15 protein-coding genes are annotated in these 16,545 nt (G+C 73.2%); 10 read left to right on the forward strand and 5 right to left on the reverse strand.

All coding sequences use genetic code 11. From position 1 onward, the window contains the following. Nucleotides 1-76 precede the first annotated feature (76 nt). From ACZ7EG_RS32670 to ACZ7EG_RS32680, 3 genes are all read left to right on the forward strand, one after another. Nucleotides 77-1,246 carry a sensor histidine kinase gene (locus ACZ7EG_RS32670; protein WP_471087177.1) on the forward strand — a complete coding sequence of 390 codons (1,170 nt, stop codon included), beginning with the start codon at nt 77-79 and terminating at the stop codon, nt 1,244-1,246. Nucleotides 1,247-1,260: 14 nt separating this feature from the next. Further along, on the forward strand, nt 1,261-1,923 hold the full coding sequence (locus tag ACZ7EG_RS32675; protein WP_471086892.1) for a response regulator: 663 nt from the start codon (nt 1,261-1,263) through the stop codon (nt 1,921-1,923). Between the two features lie 86 nt (nt 1,924-2,009). Further along, nucleotides 2,010-3,158 carry an ROK family protein gene (locus tag ACZ7EG_RS32680; RefSeq protein ID WP_471086895.1) on the forward strand — a complete coding sequence of 383 codons (1,149 nt, stop codon included), beginning with the start codon at nt 2,010-2,012 and terminating at the stop codon, nt 3,156-3,158. Nucleotides 3,159-3,298: 140 nt separating this feature from the next. Here the strand turns inward: ACZ7EG_RS32680 and ACZ7EG_RS32685 are convergent, their stop codons facing one another. Together ACZ7EG_RS32685 and ACZ7EG_RS32690 are read right to left on the reverse strand one after the other, a co-directional pair. Beyond that, nucleotides 3,299-4,060: a GntR family transcriptional regulator gene (locus tag ACZ7EG_RS32685; protein WP_471086898.1), complete on the reverse strand. Its 762-nt coding sequence runs from the start codon at nt 4,058-4,060 to the stop codon at nt 3,299-3,301. 169 nt (nt 4,061-4,229) lie between these two features. Further along, entirely contained in the window at nt 4,230-5,114 is an 885-nt protein-coding gene (locus ACZ7EG_RS32690) for an RNA polymerase sigma-70 factor (protein WP_471086901.1), read from the reverse strand. 109 nt (nt 5,115-5,223) lie between these two features. On the opposite strand from ACZ7EG_RS32690, the gene ACZ7EG_RS32695 reads away from it, so the two are divergent. The 5 genes from ACZ7EG_RS32695 to ACZ7EG_RS32715 all read left to right on the forward strand — a co-directional run bounded on the left by ACZ7EG_RS32695 (nt 5,224) and on the right by ACZ7EG_RS32715 (nt 11,371). Next, on the forward strand, nt 5,224-5,877 hold the full coding sequence (locus tag ACZ7EG_RS32695; RefSeq protein ID WP_471087180.1) for an NADPH-dependent F420 reductase: 654 nt from the start codon (nt 5,224-5,226) through the stop codon (nt 5,875-5,877). A gap of 107 nt (nt 5,878-5,984) precedes the next feature. Further along, complete coding sequence (locus ACZ7EG_RS32700) at nt 5,985-6,815, forward strand: alpha/beta fold hydrolase (protein ID WP_376644725.1); 831 nt, start codon at nt 5,985-5,987, stop codon at nt 6,813-6,815. 59 nt (nt 6,816-6,874) lie between these two features. After that, nucleotides 6,875-8,314 carry a MocR-like pyridoxine biosynthesis transcription factor PdxR gene (pdxR, locus tag ACZ7EG_RS32705; protein WP_471086905.1) on the forward strand — a complete coding sequence of 480 codons (1,440 nt, stop codon included), beginning with the start codon at nt 6,875-6,877 and terminating at the stop codon, nt 8,312-8,314. Nucleotides 8,315-8,442: 128 nt separating this feature from the next. Continuing rightward, nucleotides 8,443-10,005 (forward strand): alkaline phosphatase D family protein, encoded by a 1,563-nt coding sequence (locus ACZ7EG_RS32710; RefSeq protein WP_471086907.1) that lies wholly within the window; start codon nt 8,443-8,445, stop codon nt 10,003-10,005. A gap of 130 nt (nt 10,006-10,135) precedes the next feature. After that, on the forward strand, nt 10,136-11,371 hold the full coding sequence (locus ACZ7EG_RS32715) for a GNAT family N-acetyltransferase (RefSeq protein WP_471086910.1): 1,236 nt from the start codon (nt 10,136-10,138) through the stop codon (nt 11,369-11,371). A 10-nt stretch (nt 11,372-11,381) separates the two neighbouring features. Here the strand turns inward: ACZ7EG_RS32715 and ACZ7EG_RS32720 are convergent, their stop codons facing one another. Then, a complete protein-coding gene (locus ACZ7EG_RS32720) occupies nt 11,382-12,602 on the reverse strand; it encodes a trans-sulfuration enzyme family protein (protein ID WP_471087183.1) in 1,221 nt (406 codons plus the stop codon). 67 nt (nt 12,603-12,669) lie between these two features. On the opposite strand from ACZ7EG_RS32720, the gene ACZ7EG_RS32725 reads away from it, so the two are divergent. Next, nucleotides 12,670-13,161 carry an Lrp/AsnC family transcriptional regulator gene (locus ACZ7EG_RS32725; protein ID WP_283970851.1) on the forward strand — a complete coding sequence of 164 codons (492 nt, stop codon included), beginning with the start codon at nt 12,670-12,672 and terminating at the stop codon, nt 13,159-13,161. A gap of 31 nt (nt 13,162-13,192) precedes the next feature. Next, complete coding sequence (locus ACZ7EG_RS32730; RefSeq protein ID WP_471086913.1) at nt 13,193-14,884, forward strand: DUF885 domain-containing protein; 1,692 nt, start codon at nt 13,193-13,195, stop codon at nt 14,882-14,884. Here ACZ7EG_RS32730 and ACZ7EG_RS32735 read toward each other — a convergent pair whose 3' ends face one another. Then, entirely contained in the window at nt 14,885-15,718 is an 834-nt protein-coding gene (locus ACZ7EG_RS32735) for an SDR family oxidoreductase (protein WP_471086916.1), read from the reverse strand. It lies immediately after the preceding gene. Nucleotides 15,719-15,782: 64 nt separating this feature from the next. Continuing rightward, nucleotides 15,783-16,301 (reverse strand): immunity 21 family protein, encoded by a 519-nt coding sequence (locus ACZ7EG_RS32740; RefSeq protein WP_471086919.1) that lies wholly within the window; start codon nt 16,299-16,301, stop codon nt 15,783-15,785. Nucleotides 16,302-16,545 lie beyond the last annotated feature (244 nt).

Consider the following 16,545-nt stretch of genomic DNA (forward strand, 5'->3'; position numbering starts at 1 on the left):
TCCTCCCCCGGTGGTGGAGATCGTCTCCCCCGTGCGGGGGAGGCTCACCGCCGGTGCCTGCTGGCACGATGACGCCATGGTCCGGATGCTGCGCCCGTTCACCCGGGCGGTGACGTACACGCGGTGGCTTCATCTCTCCATGGCCATCGTGTGGCCGACCCTGTGGCTGTTCATCGACGAGGCGTGGTGGACCGTGGGCACGGCGACCCTGCTGCTCGGCCTCGCGGGCCTGGTCCCCGCCATGCGGGTCGTGGAGGGGTTCCAGGCCAGGCTGCTGCTGACGGGCCATCGGGACGCGGCCGGGAGCGCGGAGATCGTCGTCGCCCCCTCAGCCACGTGGGGCGACCGTGGGCGGATGGTGGTGTGGCTCCAGACAAGGCTGTTCCTCGGCGCCCTGGTGTCGCATCTCGCCGTCCAGCTTCTCCTCCTCACGATGGACCTGGTGTCGACGGCGCTGGGCGGCGGGCGCCTCGGCGGCGCCTGGCTGCCCGTCGAGGGCCGGCACTGGTGGCACGCCCTGCTCGCGCCCCTTCCCCTGGTCCTGGCGGCGGCGGTCGTGGTGGGCTCGGGGCACCTCATCACCCGCATCGCCCTGCGCCTGCTCGGCCCCTCCCCCGCCGAGCGGCTGGCCGCGCTGGAGGAGCGAACGGACCAGCTGCTGGAGCGCACGCGGATCGCCCGCGAGTTGCACGACTCCATCGGGCACGCGCTCACGGTCGCCGTCGTGCAGGCGGGCGCCGCCCGGGCGGCGGGCGATCCGGCCTTCACCGACCGGGCGCTGGCCGCCATCGAGGAGACCGGCCGGGCCGCCCTGGAGGACCTGGAGAGGGTGCTCGGCGTCCTGCGCGAGTCGGGGAATCCGGTGAGCGGGAGGCCGACCCTGGCGGACGCAGGGCGTCTGCTGGAGTCGGCCCGCGCCTCGGGGGCGAAGGTCGACGCCGAGGTGACAGGCCCGGTGGAGACGGTACCCGGGCCGGTGTCCCGGGAGGGCTACCGAATCCTCCAGGAGTCGCTGACCAATGTGCTGCGGCACGCGGGCGCGGTCCCGGTGCGCGTCCGCGTCCAGGTCGCCGACGACACCGTCGTCCTCGCGGTGCGCAATCCCCTGCCGGCCGGGACGGTCGGCTCCGGACGCGGCAGTGGCCTGAGGGGGATACGGGAGCGCGCGGCCCTGCTCGGCGGGCGGGCCCGGACCGGACCCGACGAAGGCGACTGGCAGGTCCATGCGGAACTGCCCCTGAGGTGATCTACGCTGGCCCGATGCCGGTCACCGTTCTCCTCGTCGACGACGAACCTCTCGTGCGCGCGGGTCTGCGGGCCGTGCTGGAGGCACAGCCCGACATCGAGGTCGTCGGGGAGGCCGCCGACGGGGCGGCGGTGATCCCGCTCGTGCGGCGGCTGCGGCCGGACGTGGTCGCCATGGACGTGCGGATGCCGCTGCTGGACGGCATCGAGGCCACCCGGGCGTTGCTGCGGACGGTCGACGAGCCGCCCCGGATCCTCGTGGTGACGACCTTCGAGAACGACGAGTACGTGTACGAGGCGCTGCGGGCGGGCGCCGACGGGTTCCTGCTCAAGCGGGCCCGGCCCGCCGAGATCGTGCACGCGGTGCGGCTCATCGCCGAGGGCGAGTCGCTGCTGTTCCCGGCCTCGGTGCGGCAGCTCGCCGCCGAGTACGGCGACACCGGCGGGAACCGTGCGGCCCGGGCCGTGCTGGAGCGGGCCCAGCTGACCGAGCGGGAAGCCGAGGTGCTGCGGCTGATGGCGCGGGGCCTGTCGAACGCGGAGATCGCCGCCCGACTGGTCGTGGGGACCGAGACCGTGAAGTCTCATGTCAGCTCGGTGCTGGCGAAGTTGGGGGCGCGGGACCGCACCCAGGCGGTGATCGCGGCGTACGAGTCCGGGTTCGTGGCGCCGGGCTGATCGCCGGGGCTGTGTCTGCCCCTCGCCGGGGTGTGCCGTACCGAAGTACGATCCGGCCAACACGCGCACGACCTGGGAGGACGGACGTGGGGCGGCTGACCGGCGGGGATCCCTCGCTGCTGCGAAGGATCAACTCCGCGGTGGTGCTGCACGCGCTGCGCGCCACGGACTGCGCGACGCTGACCGAGATCACCGGGGTGACGGGGCTGTCCAGGCCGACCGTCGAGGGCGTCGTCGAAGGGCTCATCGAGGCCGGGCTCGTCGTCGAGAAGGCGGCCGAGGAGGGTGCTGCCCGGCGGCAGGGGCGTCCGGCGCGGCGGTTCCGGTTCCGGGCGGAGGCCGGGCATCTGATGGGGCTGGAGATCGGGGCGCACCGGGTGGCGGCGCTGCTGTCCGACCTGGACGGCCGGGTGATCGGCGCCCAGGCGAAGGACGTGCCCGAGACGGCGGGGGCGGACGAGCGGCTGGAGCGGCTGCGCGGGGCGGTCGCCGAGCTGCTGAGGCGGGCCGGGGTCGCCCGCGGCTCGTTGCGGGCCGTGGGCGTGGCGACGCCCGGGATCGTCGAGGCCGACGGCACGGTGCGGCTGGGCACGGCGCTGCCGGGGTGGACGGGGTTGCGGCTGGGCGAGCGGCTGAGCCGGTCGTTCAAGTGCCCGGTCCTGGTCGAGAACGACGCCAACGCCGCCGCCGTGGCCGAGCACTGGAAGGGCGCCGCCACCGAGTCGGACGACGTGGTCTTCGTGCTGGCGGGGCTCAGCCCGGGCGCCGGTTCGCTGATCGGGGGGCGGCTGCACCGCGGCTACGGAGGGGCGGCCGGTGAGATCGGGGCGCTGCATCTGCTGGGCCGGGGGGTGACGCCCGAGACGCTCCTGTCGACCACGGACGAGCCCCTGCACCCCCTCGACGAGCAGGCGGTCGCCGCGGTCTTCGCGCAGGCCCGCGAGGGCGATCAGCAGGCCCGCGCAGCCGTCGACCGCTTCATCCAGCGCCTCGTCCACGACGTGGCGGCCCTCGTCCTCGCCCTGGACCCGGAGCTGGTCGTGATCGGCGGCTGGGCGGCGGGCCTGGACGGCGTCCTGACCCCTCTGCGCGAGGAACTCGCCCGCTACTGCCTGCGCCCCCCGGAGGTGACCCTCTCCGTCCTGGGAGACGCGGCAGTGGCAACGGGCGCCCTGCGCCTGGCCCTGGACCACGTGGAAGAACAGCTCTTCGCGGTGGAGCAACGCCCCTTCTAGGTGCGCGGGGCCGTGTCGATATGCGGCTCCGCCCCCTCCCGGGGGCGCGCGGCCGTGTCGTATCGGCTCCGCCGCGGGGGCGCGACAAGCCGCGACGAACCCGCGGTCCGCCGCGCCCCGCACGCCCCCGTACGGAACGGTCAGGAAGCCTGCCGCTGCATCCCGGCGTGGATCTGCACATCCCCCGAGTCACCGAAGGTCAGGCGGCACGTGTCAGCCCGGTACGTCGCCACCGACAACGCGGCCACCCGCCCCCCGGCGACGAACCGCGTGGTCACCACCAGTACGGGCGCCCCGGGCAGCCGGTCCAGCTCCTTCGCCTCGTCGGCCCCGGCGGAGCCGAGCTCCACCGCGTTCTCCTGCCGCTCCAGCTCCAGCCGCTGCAGCTCCCGCAGCACCGCACGCGCGCGTGCCGCTCCGGACGGCGCGTCGATGCCCGAGAGCTCGGGCACCGAGGGCTGCGGGATGTACAGCAGCTCCGCGGCCACCGGCCGGCCGTGCGAGACGCGGGAGCGCCTCACGATGTGCACGGGCTCGTCCCGGCCGGTCTCCAGTGCGTCGGCGACGGCCGGGGGCGGCACGGCCGCCGTGCAGTCGACGGGCTGCCAGGCGTCCTCGGGGCCGCCCGGCCAGGTGTGCGGGCCGGTGCCGAGGGAGACGCCCATGCGGGGCGGCGCGACGGTCGTACCGACACCGCGGCGCCGCTGCAGCCTGCCCTCGAGTTCGAGTTGCTCCAGGGCCTGGCGGAGCGTGGCGCGGGCGACTCCGAAGCGTGCCGCGAGGTCGCGCTCGTTGGGCAGGATCTCCCCCACGGAGAACTCCGAGTCGAGCGCCTCACTGAGCACGGTCTTCAAATGCCAGTACTTCGGTTCCTGCACCGATTCCAGCTGCGTGGTCCCCACCCTGTCCTCCGCAATCGCCGTGGTCGGCAGCGTTTCAGCGCCCTTGTTTATTAAAGGTTGTTGCACTTCTCTGCGACCATAGGGCGGCCCTGATTCTTGGTCAAGACCAATGGCCGGGAACGTTCACGGGACTGTCATGCCGGGCCGTGGACCGGCCTCGGCGACGCGCCTAAAAGGCAGCCAGGGACTGCAACTTGTCGGGGTTGCGGATGATGTAGACGGACTGGACGCGGCCGTCGGCGACATCGACCTGGAAGACGGAGTCGGGCCTGCCGTCGGAGAGGATCAGCACGGCCGGGCCGCCGTTGAGTTCCAGGAAGCGCACGGACAGGCCGGGCAGGCTCTTCCGCGCGGCGCCGACCAGGAAACGGCCCACCTTGTCGGCGGTCTGCAGGACCCGCAGCGGCGCCCGGGACTTGCCGCCGCTGTCGCCGACGAGCCGGACCTCCGGGGCGAGCAGCGCCATCAGGCCTTCGAGGTCGCCGTCGGCCGCCGCGGCGAGGAACCGCTCGGTGAGGTCGCGGCGCTCGGCGGGGTCGACCTCGTAGCGCGGGCGTCGCTCCTCGACGTGCTTGCGGGCCCGCCCGGCCAGCTGGCGCACCGCCGGTTCGCCGCGGTCGAGCATGGCGGCGATGTCGGCGTAGGGGAAGCCGAAGGCCTCGCGCAGCACGAACACGGCCCGCTCCAGCGGTGACAGCGACTCCAGCACGACCAGCACGGCAAGGGACACGGAGTCGGCGAGCACGGCACGCTCGGCGGTGTCCGGCACGGTGTCGCCGAAGTCGGTGACGTACGGCTCGGGCAGCCAGGGGCCGACGTACGTCTCGCCGCGGGCCTTGATCTGGCGGAGCCGGTCGATGGCGAGGCGGGTCGTGATCCGCACGAGATAGCCGCGCGGCTCGCGCACGTCGCCGCGGTCGCCGCCGGACCAGCGCAGCCAGGCCTCCTGGACCACGTCCTCCGCGTCGGCCACGCGCCCCAGCATGCGGTAGGCGACACCCAGCAGGACGGGGCGGTGTGCTTCGAAGACATCGGTCTCGGTCTCGGTGGTCACGGCTCCATCCCAGCCCACCGATGCGGCCCTGTCCAGGCGGAATCGCCCCGTCCCGGACAGAATGGCCGACAGGACACCGGTGATCGGCGGTACGGCTGCGGAGGTGGCGATGCGGTACGGGGTGCTGGGCACGGGACAGGTCGGGCGCACGCTGGGCGGACGGCTGGTGGAGCTGGGGCACGAGGTGCGGCTCGGCTCGCGCACGCCGGACAACACGGCTGCAGCGCAGTGGGCGGCCGCCGCGGGCCCCCGGGCGGGCGCGGGGACGTTCGCGCAGGCGGCGGAGTTCGGGGAGGTCGTGGTCAACGCGGTCGGCGGGCGGGTGGCACTGGCCGCACTGGAGGCGGCAGGCGCGGAGAACATCGACGGCAAGGTCATCGTGGACGTGTCCAATCCGCTGGCTTTCGAGGAGGGCGAGCTGCGGCTGTCCCCCGTCGAGTCGGACAGCGTGGGCGAGCAGATCCAGCGGGCCTTTCCGCACGCGCGCGTGGTGAAGTCGCTCAACACGGTCAACTGCCGGGTGATGGTGGATCCGGGCAGCGTGCCGGGCGAGCACAACGTCTTCGTCTGCGGGGACGACCCGGGCGCCAGGGAGCAGGTGACGGCGCTGCTCGGGGAGTTCGGCTGGCCGGCGGAGCGGGTGCTGGACCTCGGCGGCATCCGGGCGGCCCGCGCCGTGGAGATGTGGCTGCCCCTGTGGGTCGGACTGTTCCAGAAGTTCGGGCACGGCGAGTTCAACCTGGAGGTGCGACGGTCGCATTGAACGGGCCGACGCCATGAAGGTGGCGCCCCCATGGGGCTACCCGCGGGTAGCAATTGCTGACAAGCTGTCTACGGCGTCCGTCAGCGAGTACAGCCGAGGAGCACCCCATGTCCGCCACCGTCTCCTTCAAAGTCGCCTCCGCGCAGGGCGAGCAGAGCGTGACCCTGTCCTACACACGCCGGGGCAGCGGTGAACCGCTGCTCCTGCTGCACGGCATCGGCCACCACCGGCAGGTGTGGGACCCGGTGATCCCGGCGCTGGCGGCCGAACGCGACGTGATCGCCGTGGACCTGCCGGGCTGCGGTGAGTCGCCGGCGCTCCCGGACGGCATGGCGCACGACCTGCCCACGATGAGCACGGTCCTGACGGCTCTCTTCGGGGCACTGGAGATCGACCGGCCGCACGTGGCGGGCAACTCGCTGGGCGGTCTGCTGGCGCTGGACCTGGCCCGGGCGCAGCTCGTCCGCTCGGTCACCGCCCTGTCCCCCGCCGGGTTCTGGAACGAGGCCGAGCGCCGCTACGCCTTCACCGTGCTGACGGCGATGCGGCAGATCGCCCGGCGGATGCCGCCGCCCCTGGTGGAGCGGCTGGCCCGCCCGGCTCTCGGCCGCACCCTGCTGACGAGCACCATCTACGCCCGCCCGGGCCGCCGTTCCCCCGAGGCCGTGGTCGCCGAGACACTCGCCCTGGCCCGCGCCCAGGGGTTCTCCGAGACCCTGCGCTCCGGCCGGACGGTGCAGTTCACCGACGACATCGTGGGGACGCCGGTCACCGTGGCGTGGGGCAACCGGGACCGGCTGCTCATCCCCCGCCAGGGCGTGCGCGCCAAGGGCGTCATACCCGGGGCCCGGCTGGTGCGGCTGCCCGGTTGCGGGCACGTCCCGATGAACGACGATCCGGCGCTGGTGGCCCGGGTGGTGCTCGACGGCAGCCGCTGACCCCGCAAAGGGGCTGCAGAGACTCTCAGGGGGCTGCGGAGGCTCTAAGGTCTCCCCTCATGAGGCCGACGCGGAGCAACCCGGGCGGAGGTGCGGCGTCCGCCGCCTGGGAGCTGCTGCTCCCCGCCGCTTCGGCCCCGGCACGCACGCGTGGCCGTTCCCTGCAGGCGGCACTGCGCGAGGCGGTCCGCTCGGGCCGCCTCGCGCCGGGCACCCGGCTGCCGTCGAGCCGGGACCTCGCGGCGGACCTGGGGGTGTCACGCGGGCTGGTCACGGAGGCGTACGAGCAGCTGACGGCCGAGGGGTATCTGCGCAGCGGCCGGGGCGCGGGAACGTGGGTGGGCGCGGCCGTACGGGCCGCGCGGCCGCGGGCGCACGATCTCGCGCCGCGCTCGCCCGGTGCCCGCGCGGACTTCGTGCCCGGGACGCCGGACCTCGCGCTGTTCCCGCGCGCGGCCTGGGCCGCGGCGCAGCGCGCTGTGCTCGCGGAACTGCCGCACCAGGAGCTGGGCTACCCCGATCCGCGGGGGCTGCCGAGGCTGCGTACCGCGCTGGCCGAACTGCTCGCCAGGCGACGGGGTGTGGTGGCAGACCCCGAGCGGATCGTGGTCGTCTCGGGCGTGGCCCAGGCGACGGCCCTGCTCGGCTTCGCGCTGCAAGCACGCGGGATGCGCACCGTCGGCGTGGAGGACCCGGGCAGTCCCCAGCACGACGCGCTGTACGCCTCGGCCGGGGTCGCCGCCGTGCCACTGCCGTTGGACGACGAGGGCGTCGCGCTGGAGCCGCTGCGGGCGTCCGGCGTACGGGCCGTGGTGACGACCCCGGCCCACCAGTTCCCCACCGGCATCGCCTGTTCGGCCCGGCGGCGCGCCGAACTGCTGGACTGGGCGCGGTCCGTGGACGGCATCGTCCTGGAGGACGACTACGACGGCGACTTCCGTTACGACCGTGCCCCCGTCGGGGCGCTCCAGGGCCTCGATCCGGACCACGTGGCCTACACGGGTTCGGTCAGCAAGTCCCTCGCGCCGGGCCTGCGGCTGGGCTGGCTGCTGGTGCCGGAGTCCTGGACGGAGGAGATCGTCGAACGCAAGCGCACGATGGATCTCGGCCACCCGGCTCTCGACCAAGCCGTGTTCGCCCGCTTCCTGGAGCGCGGCGACTACGACCGTCAGCTGCGCCGCTGTCAGCGCGCCTACCGCGAACGGCGCGACGCGCTGGTCGCGGCCTTGGACGCCCGCTTCCCCGGAGCGGAGGTGTCCGGGATCGCCGCGGGCCTGCACGTGATCGTCACTCTGCCTCAGCGCTGTGGGCCCGAGGAGCGGTTCCTCGCGCGCATGGCGGAGGCGGGGGTGGCGGTGCGTCCGCTCTCGGCCTACGCCCACACGCCGGCCGGGCCCGAGACGGCCGGGGAGGTTCGGCTGGTCCTGGGCTACGCCCATGTGCCGTCCGCGAGGATCACCGAGGGCGTGCGGCTGATGGCGCAGGCCGCGACCGGGTGAGGCGGCCGGTTCGCGCGTTCCCTCACCCTGCGGTCAGTTGTTCACTTGGGGTTCGTGTGTGCGCCGCGACGTGCCAGTAGGTGTGGCTCTGCACACTTGGCCGGATCCCGTCCCCCGGAGGCGTATCCATGTCACACCGTCCGTTGCCCGGACGCCGCAGCGTCCTGCGTGGCTCCCTCGCCGCGTCGGCGGCCCTCTCTCTGCCCCCCGCTCTCGGCGCGGCGCCCGCTTTCGCGCGCTCCGGGCGCCCGACGGCGGGGTGGGGGGTGCAGGCGGGCGACGTGACCTGCGACTCCGGGCTGGTCTGGGTGCGCTCCGACCGGCCGGCCCGGATGATCGTCGAGACGTCGGCGACCGAGTCGTTCCGGAACACCCGCAGATGGCACGGGCCGCTGCTGGGTCCGGGCACCGACTTCACCGGCACGACCCGGCTGCGCGGCCTGCCGTCCGGCGAGCAGATCCACTACCGCGTGCTGCTCGCCGACCCGGACGACCCGCGCCGCACCGGCGAGCCGGTCACGGGCACGTTCCGCACGGCATCCGCCAAGCGCCGTGACGGCGTGCGGTTCGTCTGGTCCGGCGACCTGGCCGGACAGGGCTGGGGCATCAACCCGGACGTCGGCGGCTACCGCATCTACGACGCGATGGGCGCCCTCGACCCGGACTTCTTCCTCTGCAGCGGCGACAACATCTACGCCGACGGCCCGATCACCGAGACCGTGACCCTGCCCGACGGCCGGACCTGGCGCAACGTCACGACCGAGGAGAAGGCGAAGGTCGCCGAGACCCTCGCGGAGTTCCGTGGCAACTTCCGCTACAACCTGCTGGACGAGAACCTGCGCGCCTTCAACGCCCGGGTCCCGTCCGTCGTCCAGTGGGACGACCACGAGGTCGTCAACAACTGGTACCCGGGCGAGATCCTCACCGACACCCGGTACACCGAGCAGCGCGTCGACGTGCTCGCCGCGCGTGCCCGCCAGGCCTTCTCCGAGTACTTCCCGATCTCCACGCTGCGCCGTCCCGACGGGCGGGTCTACCGTGTGCAGCACCACGGGCCGCTGCTGGACGTGTTCGTCCTGGACATGCGCACCCACCGCAACGCGAACTCGCCCGACGACCAGACCACCGACCCGCAGGGCATCCTCGGCCGGGAGCAACTGGAGTGGCTCAAGCGCGAGCTGACCCGCTCCCGGGCGGTGTGGAAGGTGATCGCCTCCGACATGCCGATCGGCCTCGTCGTCCCGGACGGGACGAACATCGAGGCCGTCGCCCAGGGCGACCCCGGCAAGCCGCTCGGCCGGGAGCTGCAGATCGCCGAACTGCTGCGGTTCGTCAAACACCGGCGGATCACGGGCACGGTGTGGCTGACGGCCGATGTGCACCACACCTCGGCGCAGCACTACCTGCCGTCGAAGGCCGCCTTCACCGACTTCGAGCCGTTCTGGGAGTTCGTCTCCGGTCCGCTCAACGCGGGCGCCTTCCCCGCGAACGCGCTGGACGGCACCTTCGGCCCGGACCGTGTGTTCGTGAAGGCGCCGACCACCGCCAACGTCTCCCCCGCCGGCGGCTACCAGTTCTTCGGCGAGGTCGACATCGACGGCCACAGCGGCGAGCTGACGGTACGTCTGCGAGAGCAGGACGGCACCGTGCTGTTCACTCAGACACTCCAGCCGGGCCTGGTCGGCCAGTAGGTACGGAACTCAACGTTTGAAGCATCGACAAAGGGGGCAGACTGCGCCCTTTACCCATCGGTCACAATGCGTTCGCGATCACGCAACACCGTTCGGTCACAGTGGGTGCATGACGCGAGAAGTGACCCACATGACGCACGCTGAAGCCGACCGCCGCTCCGCCACCTCGTGGCAGCGGGTTTCGGCGGCGTTCCACGCCTGGCGAACACGACGCCAGGAACACGCGCCGCCCACGAGTGATACCGAGTCCCCGGCACCGGAGCCGGTGCCGGGGGCGAACACCCTGTGGCGGGTGCGGACCACGGTTCAGGAGGAACCGGGGTCGCTGGCGGCGCTGTGCAGCGCCCTGGCCGGGCAGCGCGTCGACATCCTGAGCCTGCAGACGCACCCGCTGGCCGAGGGCACGGTCGACGAGTTCCTGCTCCGGGGCCCGGACGGCCTGCCGGCGTCCGCGATCACCACGGCCGTCGAGTCGGCCGGCGGCGCCGACACCTGGATCGAGCGGGCCGACGCCCACGACCTGGTGGACGCACCGACCCGGGTCCTCGGACTCGCCGCCCGCACCGCCCTGGACTCGGCGGAACTGCCGCTGGCCCTGCGTCAGTTGCTGGGCCGGTGCACGATCCGGTCCCTGCCCGCGCCGGCCGGTGACGGCCGGGCGCCGGAGAGCCTCGCCGTCGAGGGGGCCCTCGACGACACGGTGATGCGGCTGCGCGCCCCGGAAGGCGGAGTGATCATCGTGGAACGGCCGTATCTGCCGTTCACACCGACCGAGTTCGCCCGGGCGAGGGCTCTGGTGGAGCTGGACGCCCGGCTCGGACCGCGCCTGCCGCACGGACGGGACGTGTTCACGCTCGCCGAGGGCAGCGACATCATCGTGCGGCGGGCCGACACACGCGACCTCGAAGCGGCGCGGGCGATGCACGAGCGGTGCTCGCCGCGCACGCTGAAGCTGCGCTATCACGGGCCCGTCCGTGACGCCGACCGGTACCTCAACCACCTGCTCAGTCCGCGCTACGGCCGCACGCTCGCCGTGCAGACGGCCTCCGGGCGGATCGTGGGGCTCGGTCACCTCCTGTGGGACGGGGACGAGACGGAGGTCGCGCTGCTCGTCGAGGACGCGTGGCAGCGGCGGGGGGTCGGGGCGGAGTTGCTGTCGCGCCTCGTCGCCATGGCCGTCGAGGCGAGGTGCTCCAGCGTCTACGCCGTGACCCAGGCGTCCAACACGGGCATGGTCGCCGCCATGCGGGGGCTGGGGCTTCCTCTCGACTATCAGGTCGAGGAAGGGACGTTGGTCATCACAGCGCGGCTGGGCGAGGCGGTCGTGAGGAGCGCGGAGGGGCTTGGGAGCGCCTCCGCCTCGTAGGGGGCGTGCGTCAGTGGGCGGCTGCGGGCTCGTTGTGGTTGGTTGCGCAGTTACCCGCGCCCCGTTCGGGGCGTCGCCCCAGCGCTGAGTCCAGATCCGACCACAGGTCCTCCACGTCCTCCAGGCCCACCGACATGCGCAGCAGCTGATCGCTCACGCCGGCCCCCTTGCGGTCGTCCGCGTCCACGATGCGGTGGCTGATGGAGGCCGGGTGCTGGATGAGGCTGTCGACGCTGCCGAGGCTCACCGCCGGGGTGATCAGGCGGACCGCGCCGATCACCTCGTGCGGGTCGCCGTGCACCTCGAAGGCGACCATCGCGCCGCCGATGCGCGGGTAGTGCACCCGGGCGATGCGCGGGTCGGCGGCGAGGCGGCGGGTCAGCTCGGCCGCCGTGGCGGAGGCCGCCCGGACCCGGACGGGGAGGGTGGACAGGCCGCGCAGCAGCAGGTAGCCGGCCAGCGGGTGCAGGACACCGCCGGTGGCGAACCGCACCTGGCGCAGCAGGCCCGCGAACTCCTCGTCGCAGGCGACCACGCCCGCGAGGACGTCGCCGTGACCGCCGAGGTACTTGGTGGCGCTGTGCAGGACCAGCCGGGCACCCTGCTCGGCGGGGCGCTGGAGGACCGGCGTGGCGAAGGTGTTGTCCACGAGCAGCGGCACCGAGCCGCAGGCGTGTGCCACGGCCCGCAGGTCGACCTCGGCGAGCGTGGGGTTGGCCGGGGACTCGACCAGGACCAGTCCGGTGTCCGGGCGCAGGGCGTCGGCGACGCCGGCCGGGTCGGTCCAGGTCACCTCCGTGCCCAGGAGCCCGGCGGTCAGCAGGTGGTCGCTGCAGCCGTAGAGGGGGCGTACGGCGACGACGTGCCGCAGGCCCATGGAGCCGCGGACGAGCAGGACGGCGCTGAGCGCGGCCATGCCGCTGGCGAAGGCGACCGCGGCCTCGGTGCCCTCGAGGCGGGCCAGGGCGGTTTCGAAGCGGGCGACGGTCGGGTTGCCGAGCCGCCCGTAGACGGGCGGACCGTCCGGGTCGGCGCCGGTGGTGGCGAAGGCGTCGATGCGGGCCGCCTCGCCACGGCTGTCGTACGACGGGTAGGTGGTGGACAGGTCGATCGGCGGGGCGTGCAGCCCCTGCCGGGCGAGGTCGTCCCGCCCGGCGTGCACGGCCTCGGTGGCGAGGGCTCGCGGTGCGGTGCGTACGGCGTCGTGGGCGCGCGTGCTCGTTGTGTCCATGTCCATGAGGGGCAAGGGTGAACATCGACCGGGCTGCCGCGGCCGCGTCCCGTGCTACGTTCGGCCGATGGCTGAATCTGTCGTACTGGATCCGGTGGATCTCCATCTGCTGCGGCTGTTGCAGAACGACGCCCGGGCGACGTACCGGGATCTCGCCGCGCAGGTCGGGGTGGCCCCGTCTACCTGTCTGGACCGGGTGACGCGCCTGCGCCGCTCGGGCGTGATCCTCGGGCACCGGCTGGAGCTGGATCCGGCCAAGCTCGGGCGAGGGCTGGAGGCCCTGCTGTCGGTGCAGGTCAGGCCGCACCGCCGGGAGCTGGTGGGGCCGTTCGTGGAGCGGATCCGGGCCCTGCCGGAGTCACGGACGGTGTTCCACCTGACCGGTCCCGACGACTATCTGGTCCATGTCGCGGTCGCCGACATGGCCGATCTGCAGCGGCTGGTCCTGGACGAGTTCACGTCGCGGCGGGAGGTGGCCCGGGTGGAGACCCGGCTGATCTTCCAGCAGTGGGAGTGCGGCCCGCTCCTGCCGCCTTCGCCCTCGGCTCAATCCGCATGACGTGCGCGGTCCGTCGTACGAGGATGGCCGCATGTCTGAGATCAAGAGCCAGCTGCCCCGAGAAGTCGCCGACGCCTACGTCGACGAACTCGTCGCCCTCGACCCGATCACCGGTACGTTCCTCGGCGACAAGGAGAGCTCGAGCAGGCTGCCCGACACCTCGCCGGCGGGCCAGGAGGCACTCGCCGAGCTGGCGCGCCGGACACTGGCCCGGCTGGACGAGGCCGAGCGGCTGCCCGGCGCGGACAGCGACATCGAGCGCCGGTGCGCGCGGCTGCTGCGCGAACGGCTGGGCGCCGAACTCGCGGTGCACGAGGCCGACGAGAGCCTGCGATCCGTGAGCAACCTGAGCTCCATCGCCCATGCGGTGCGACAGGTGTTCACCGTGACGCCGGCGCAGACGGAGCAGGACTGGACGGCGATCGCCGAGCGGCTGCGGGGGGTCCCGGCCGCGCTGGAGGGCTACCGGGAGTCCCTGGCGCTCGGTCTGGAACGCAAGCTGTACAGCGGCCCCCGCGCCACGGCCACGTTCGTGCAGCAGCTCGGCGAATGGGCCGACGCGGACGGTGAGGGACACGGCTGGTTCGAGCAGTACGCGGCCGCCGGGCCCGAGGCCCTGCGGTCCGAGCTGGACGCCGCCGCCCGCTCGGCCACCGAAGCGGTCGTCCGGCTGCGCGACTGGATGCGGGACGTGTACGCGCCGACGATCGAGGGCGCGCCGGACGTGGTGGGCCGGGAGCGGTACGCACGCTGGGTGCGCTACTTCAACGGCACGGACCTCGACCTGGACGAGGCGTACGCCTACGGCTGGTCGGAGTACCACCGTCTGCTCGGCGAGATGAAGAGCGAGGCCGAGAAGATCCTGCCCGGCGCCGGCACGCCGTGGGAGGCGCTGGCCCACCTCGACGCGCAGGGCACGCACATCGAGGGCGTCGGCGAAGTCCGCGACTGGCTGCAGAGCCTCATGGACGAGGCGATGGACGCCCTCGACGGCACTCATTTCGACCTGGCCGAGCGGGTGCGCCGGGTGGAGTCGCGCATCGCCCCTCCGGGCAGCGCCGCGGCCCCCTACTACACGCCGCCGTCGGACGACTTCTCCCGCCCGGGCTGCACCTGGCTGCCCACCATGGGCGAGACGCGCTTCCCGGTCTACGACCTGGTGTCGACCTGGTACCACGAGGGCGTGCCCGGCCACCACCTCCAGCTCGCCCAGTGGAAGCACGTGGCGGAGAACCTCTCCCGCTACCAGGCGAGCGTCGGCATGGTGAGCGCCAACGCCGAGGGCTGGGCGCTGTACGCGGAGCGGCTGATGGACGAACTGGGCTTCCTGACCGACCCGGAGCGCCGGCTCGGCTACCTGGACGCGCAGATGATGCGGGCCGTGCGCGTCATCATCGACATCGGCATGCACCTGGAGCTGACGATCCCGGACGACTCGCCCTTCCACCCCGGAGAGCGCTGGACGGCCGAGCTGGCGCAGGAGTTCTTCGGCGCGCACAGCAGCCGGCCGGCCGACTTCGTGGAGAGCGAGCTGACCCGCTACCTGTCCATGCCGGGCCAGGCCATCGGCTACAAGCTCGGCGAGCGGGCGTGGCTGCTGGGCCGGGAGAACGCCCGCAAGCGGCACGGCGACGCCTTCGACCCGAAGGCCTGGCACATGGCGGCGCTGTCGCAGGGGTCGCTGGGTCTGGACGATCTGGTGGACGAGTTGTCCGCCCTCTGATCAGCGCCGGAATCCGCCCTCCGAGTTGATGACCTCACCGGTGATCCAGCCCGCCTCGTCGGTCGCGAGCCAGGCGATGAGGCGGGCCGGGTCGTCGGGCATGCCCCACCGGCCCGAAGGGAAGCGGGCGGCGACGGCGTCGTAGTCGTCGCCGGTCAGGTAGTCGGTGTCCACGGGGCCGGGGTTGACGGTGTTGACCGTGATGCCCCGCTCGCCGAGCGCGGTCGACAGGGAGCGGGTGATCGAAGCGAGGGCGCCTTTCTGGAGGGCGTAGGCGATCTCGCCCGGCATGCCGCCCGCGATGTCCTGGCCGGAGGTCATCATCACCACCCGGCCTCCGGGGCCGGGTGGCCGCAGCCGGGCATGAGCCTGTACGAGCAGCAGGACCGCGCGGGTGTCGATCGCCCAGTGCCGGTCGAGCATCTCCGTGCCGATCTCGTCCAGGGAGCCGTCGAACCCGCTCTGCGCGTGGTTGGCGACGAGGATGTCGAGACGTCCGCCGAGCGCCTCGGCGGCCCGTGTGACGAGTTCGGCGGGCACGTCCGGGTCAGCCAGGTCGCCGGGGCCCGCCACGATCCGGGCGCCGGAACCGCCGCCTGCGTCGCGGACGGACGCGAGGACGTCTTCGGGGCGGTCGGCGCCCCAGGGTTGGCCGGCGTCGTGCGGGACATGGTGGTGCAGATAGACGCTCGCGCCGTAGGCGGCCAGGCGGCGGGCCACGGCATGCCCGATGCCGCCACGGCGGCTGGCGCCGGTGACCAGCGCGGTTCGGCCGCGCAGGGGCAGTGGATCGCGGCGCAGTTCCTCAGGGGTGGGGTGGGGAAGGCGTGGCATGAGTTCATCGTGATCGGTCCGGCCGGCAGCCGCACACGATTTTCCCCGTCAGTGGCGCTGTGCGCTATCTCCGCGCGAGCAGCCGGAGCTGGACCAGGCCCAGCCAGGTCTCCGGGCCGGGCTGGACCCTTGCCGCGCGCACCCCGTATCGGCCCGGCTCCAGCGCCACCCGTACATGGTCGGATCCCGACGGGTCGGATCCGGGCCACGCCGCGTCGAACAGCAGCACCGGCCCCGGAACCTCCCAGTGCACCTCCGGCTCCCACTCCGCCCCGTGGATCGCCGACGGCACGCTCGCCAGCAGTTCGTCCTCGGAGTCGCCGGCGCACCAGCGGACGAAGGTGCCGTGGTCGCGTAGATAAGCGGTCGCGGCGGGCTCGTCGCCCAGGACCAGCGCGGTGCAGTCGCCGACCGGGAGGAGGCCGAGGTGCCCGTCCACCTCGCAGGCCCGGTCGTAGTCCGAGGCCGTCTCCTCGCCGTCGGCACCCGCCCAGAACGGCAGGACGGTCTCCGGTACCGCTATCAGCGGCCCCCCGCCCGACTCCACCCATTCCACAGCGCCCGGCTCCGCGTATCGCACCATGGCGCAAGAACCTACAGGGCTGACTCGCGGCAAAGGATCAGGAGTTCGGCAACCGCAGCCGTCCGCACCCACGGGGGCCGGCACCCGGCTCCGCATATCGCACCACGGCGCAAGAACCTACAGAGCTGACTCGCGGCAAAGGATCAGGGGTTCGGCAACCGCAGCCGTCCGCACCCACGGGGGCCGGCACCCGGCTCCGCATATCGCACCACGGCGCAAGAACCTACAGAGCTGACTCGCGGCA

The organism is Streptomyces sp. NPDC037100, from assembly GCF_055606225.1.

What these genes read in the sequence shown, in the direction of transcription:
- ACZ7EG_RS32670 (WP_471087177.1), top strand. Translation starts at nt 77, where the DNA reads ATGGTCCGGATGCTGCGCCCGTTCACCCGGGCGGTGACGTACACGCGG.
- ACZ7EG_RS32675 (WP_471086892.1), top strand. Translation starts at nt 1,261, where the DNA reads ATGCCGGTCACCGTTCTCCTCGTCGACGACGAACCTCTCGTGCGCGCG.
- ACZ7EG_RS32695 (WP_471087180.1), top strand. Translation starts at nt 5,224, where the DNA reads ATGCGGTACGGGGTGCTGGGCACGGGACAGGTCGGGCGCACGCTGGGC.
- ACZ7EG_RS32700 (WP_376644725.1), top strand. Translation starts at nt 5,985, where the DNA reads ATGTCCGCCACCGTCTCCTTCAAAGTCGCCTCCGCGCAGGGCGAGCAG.
- pdxR (WP_471086905.1), top strand. Translation starts at nt 6,875, where the DNA reads ATGAGGCCGACGCGGAGCAACCCGGGCGGAGGTGCGGCGTCCGCCGCC.
- ACZ7EG_RS32710 (WP_471086907.1), top strand. Translation starts at nt 8,443, where the DNA reads ATGTCACACCGTCCGTTGCCCGGACGCCGCAGCGTCCTGCGTGGCTCC.
- ACZ7EG_RS32715 (WP_471086910.1), top strand. Translation starts at nt 10,136, where the DNA reads ATGACGCACGCTGAAGCCGACCGCCGCTCCGCCACCTCGTGGCAGCGG.
- ACZ7EG_RS32720 (WP_471087183.1), bottom strand. Translation starts at nt 12,602, where the DNA reads ATGGACACAACGAGCACGCGCGCCCACGACGCCGTACGCACCGCACCG.
- ACZ7EG_RS32725 (WP_283970851.1), top strand. Translation starts at nt 12,670, where the DNA reads ATGGCTGAATCTGTCGTACTGGATCCGGTGGATCTCCATCTGCTGCGG.
- ACZ7EG_RS32730 (WP_471086913.1), top strand. Translation starts at nt 13,193, where the DNA reads ATGTCTGAGATCAAGAGCCAGCTGCCCCGAGAAGTCGCCGACGCCTAC.
- ACZ7EG_RS32735 (WP_471086916.1), bottom strand. Translation starts at nt 15,718, where the DNA reads ATGCCACGCCTTCCCCACCCCACCCCTGAGGAACTGCGCCGCGATCCA.
- ACZ7EG_RS32740 (WP_471086919.1), bottom strand. Translation starts at nt 16,301, where the DNA reads ATGGTGCGATACGCGGAGCCGGGCGCTGTGGAATGGGTGGAGTCGGGC.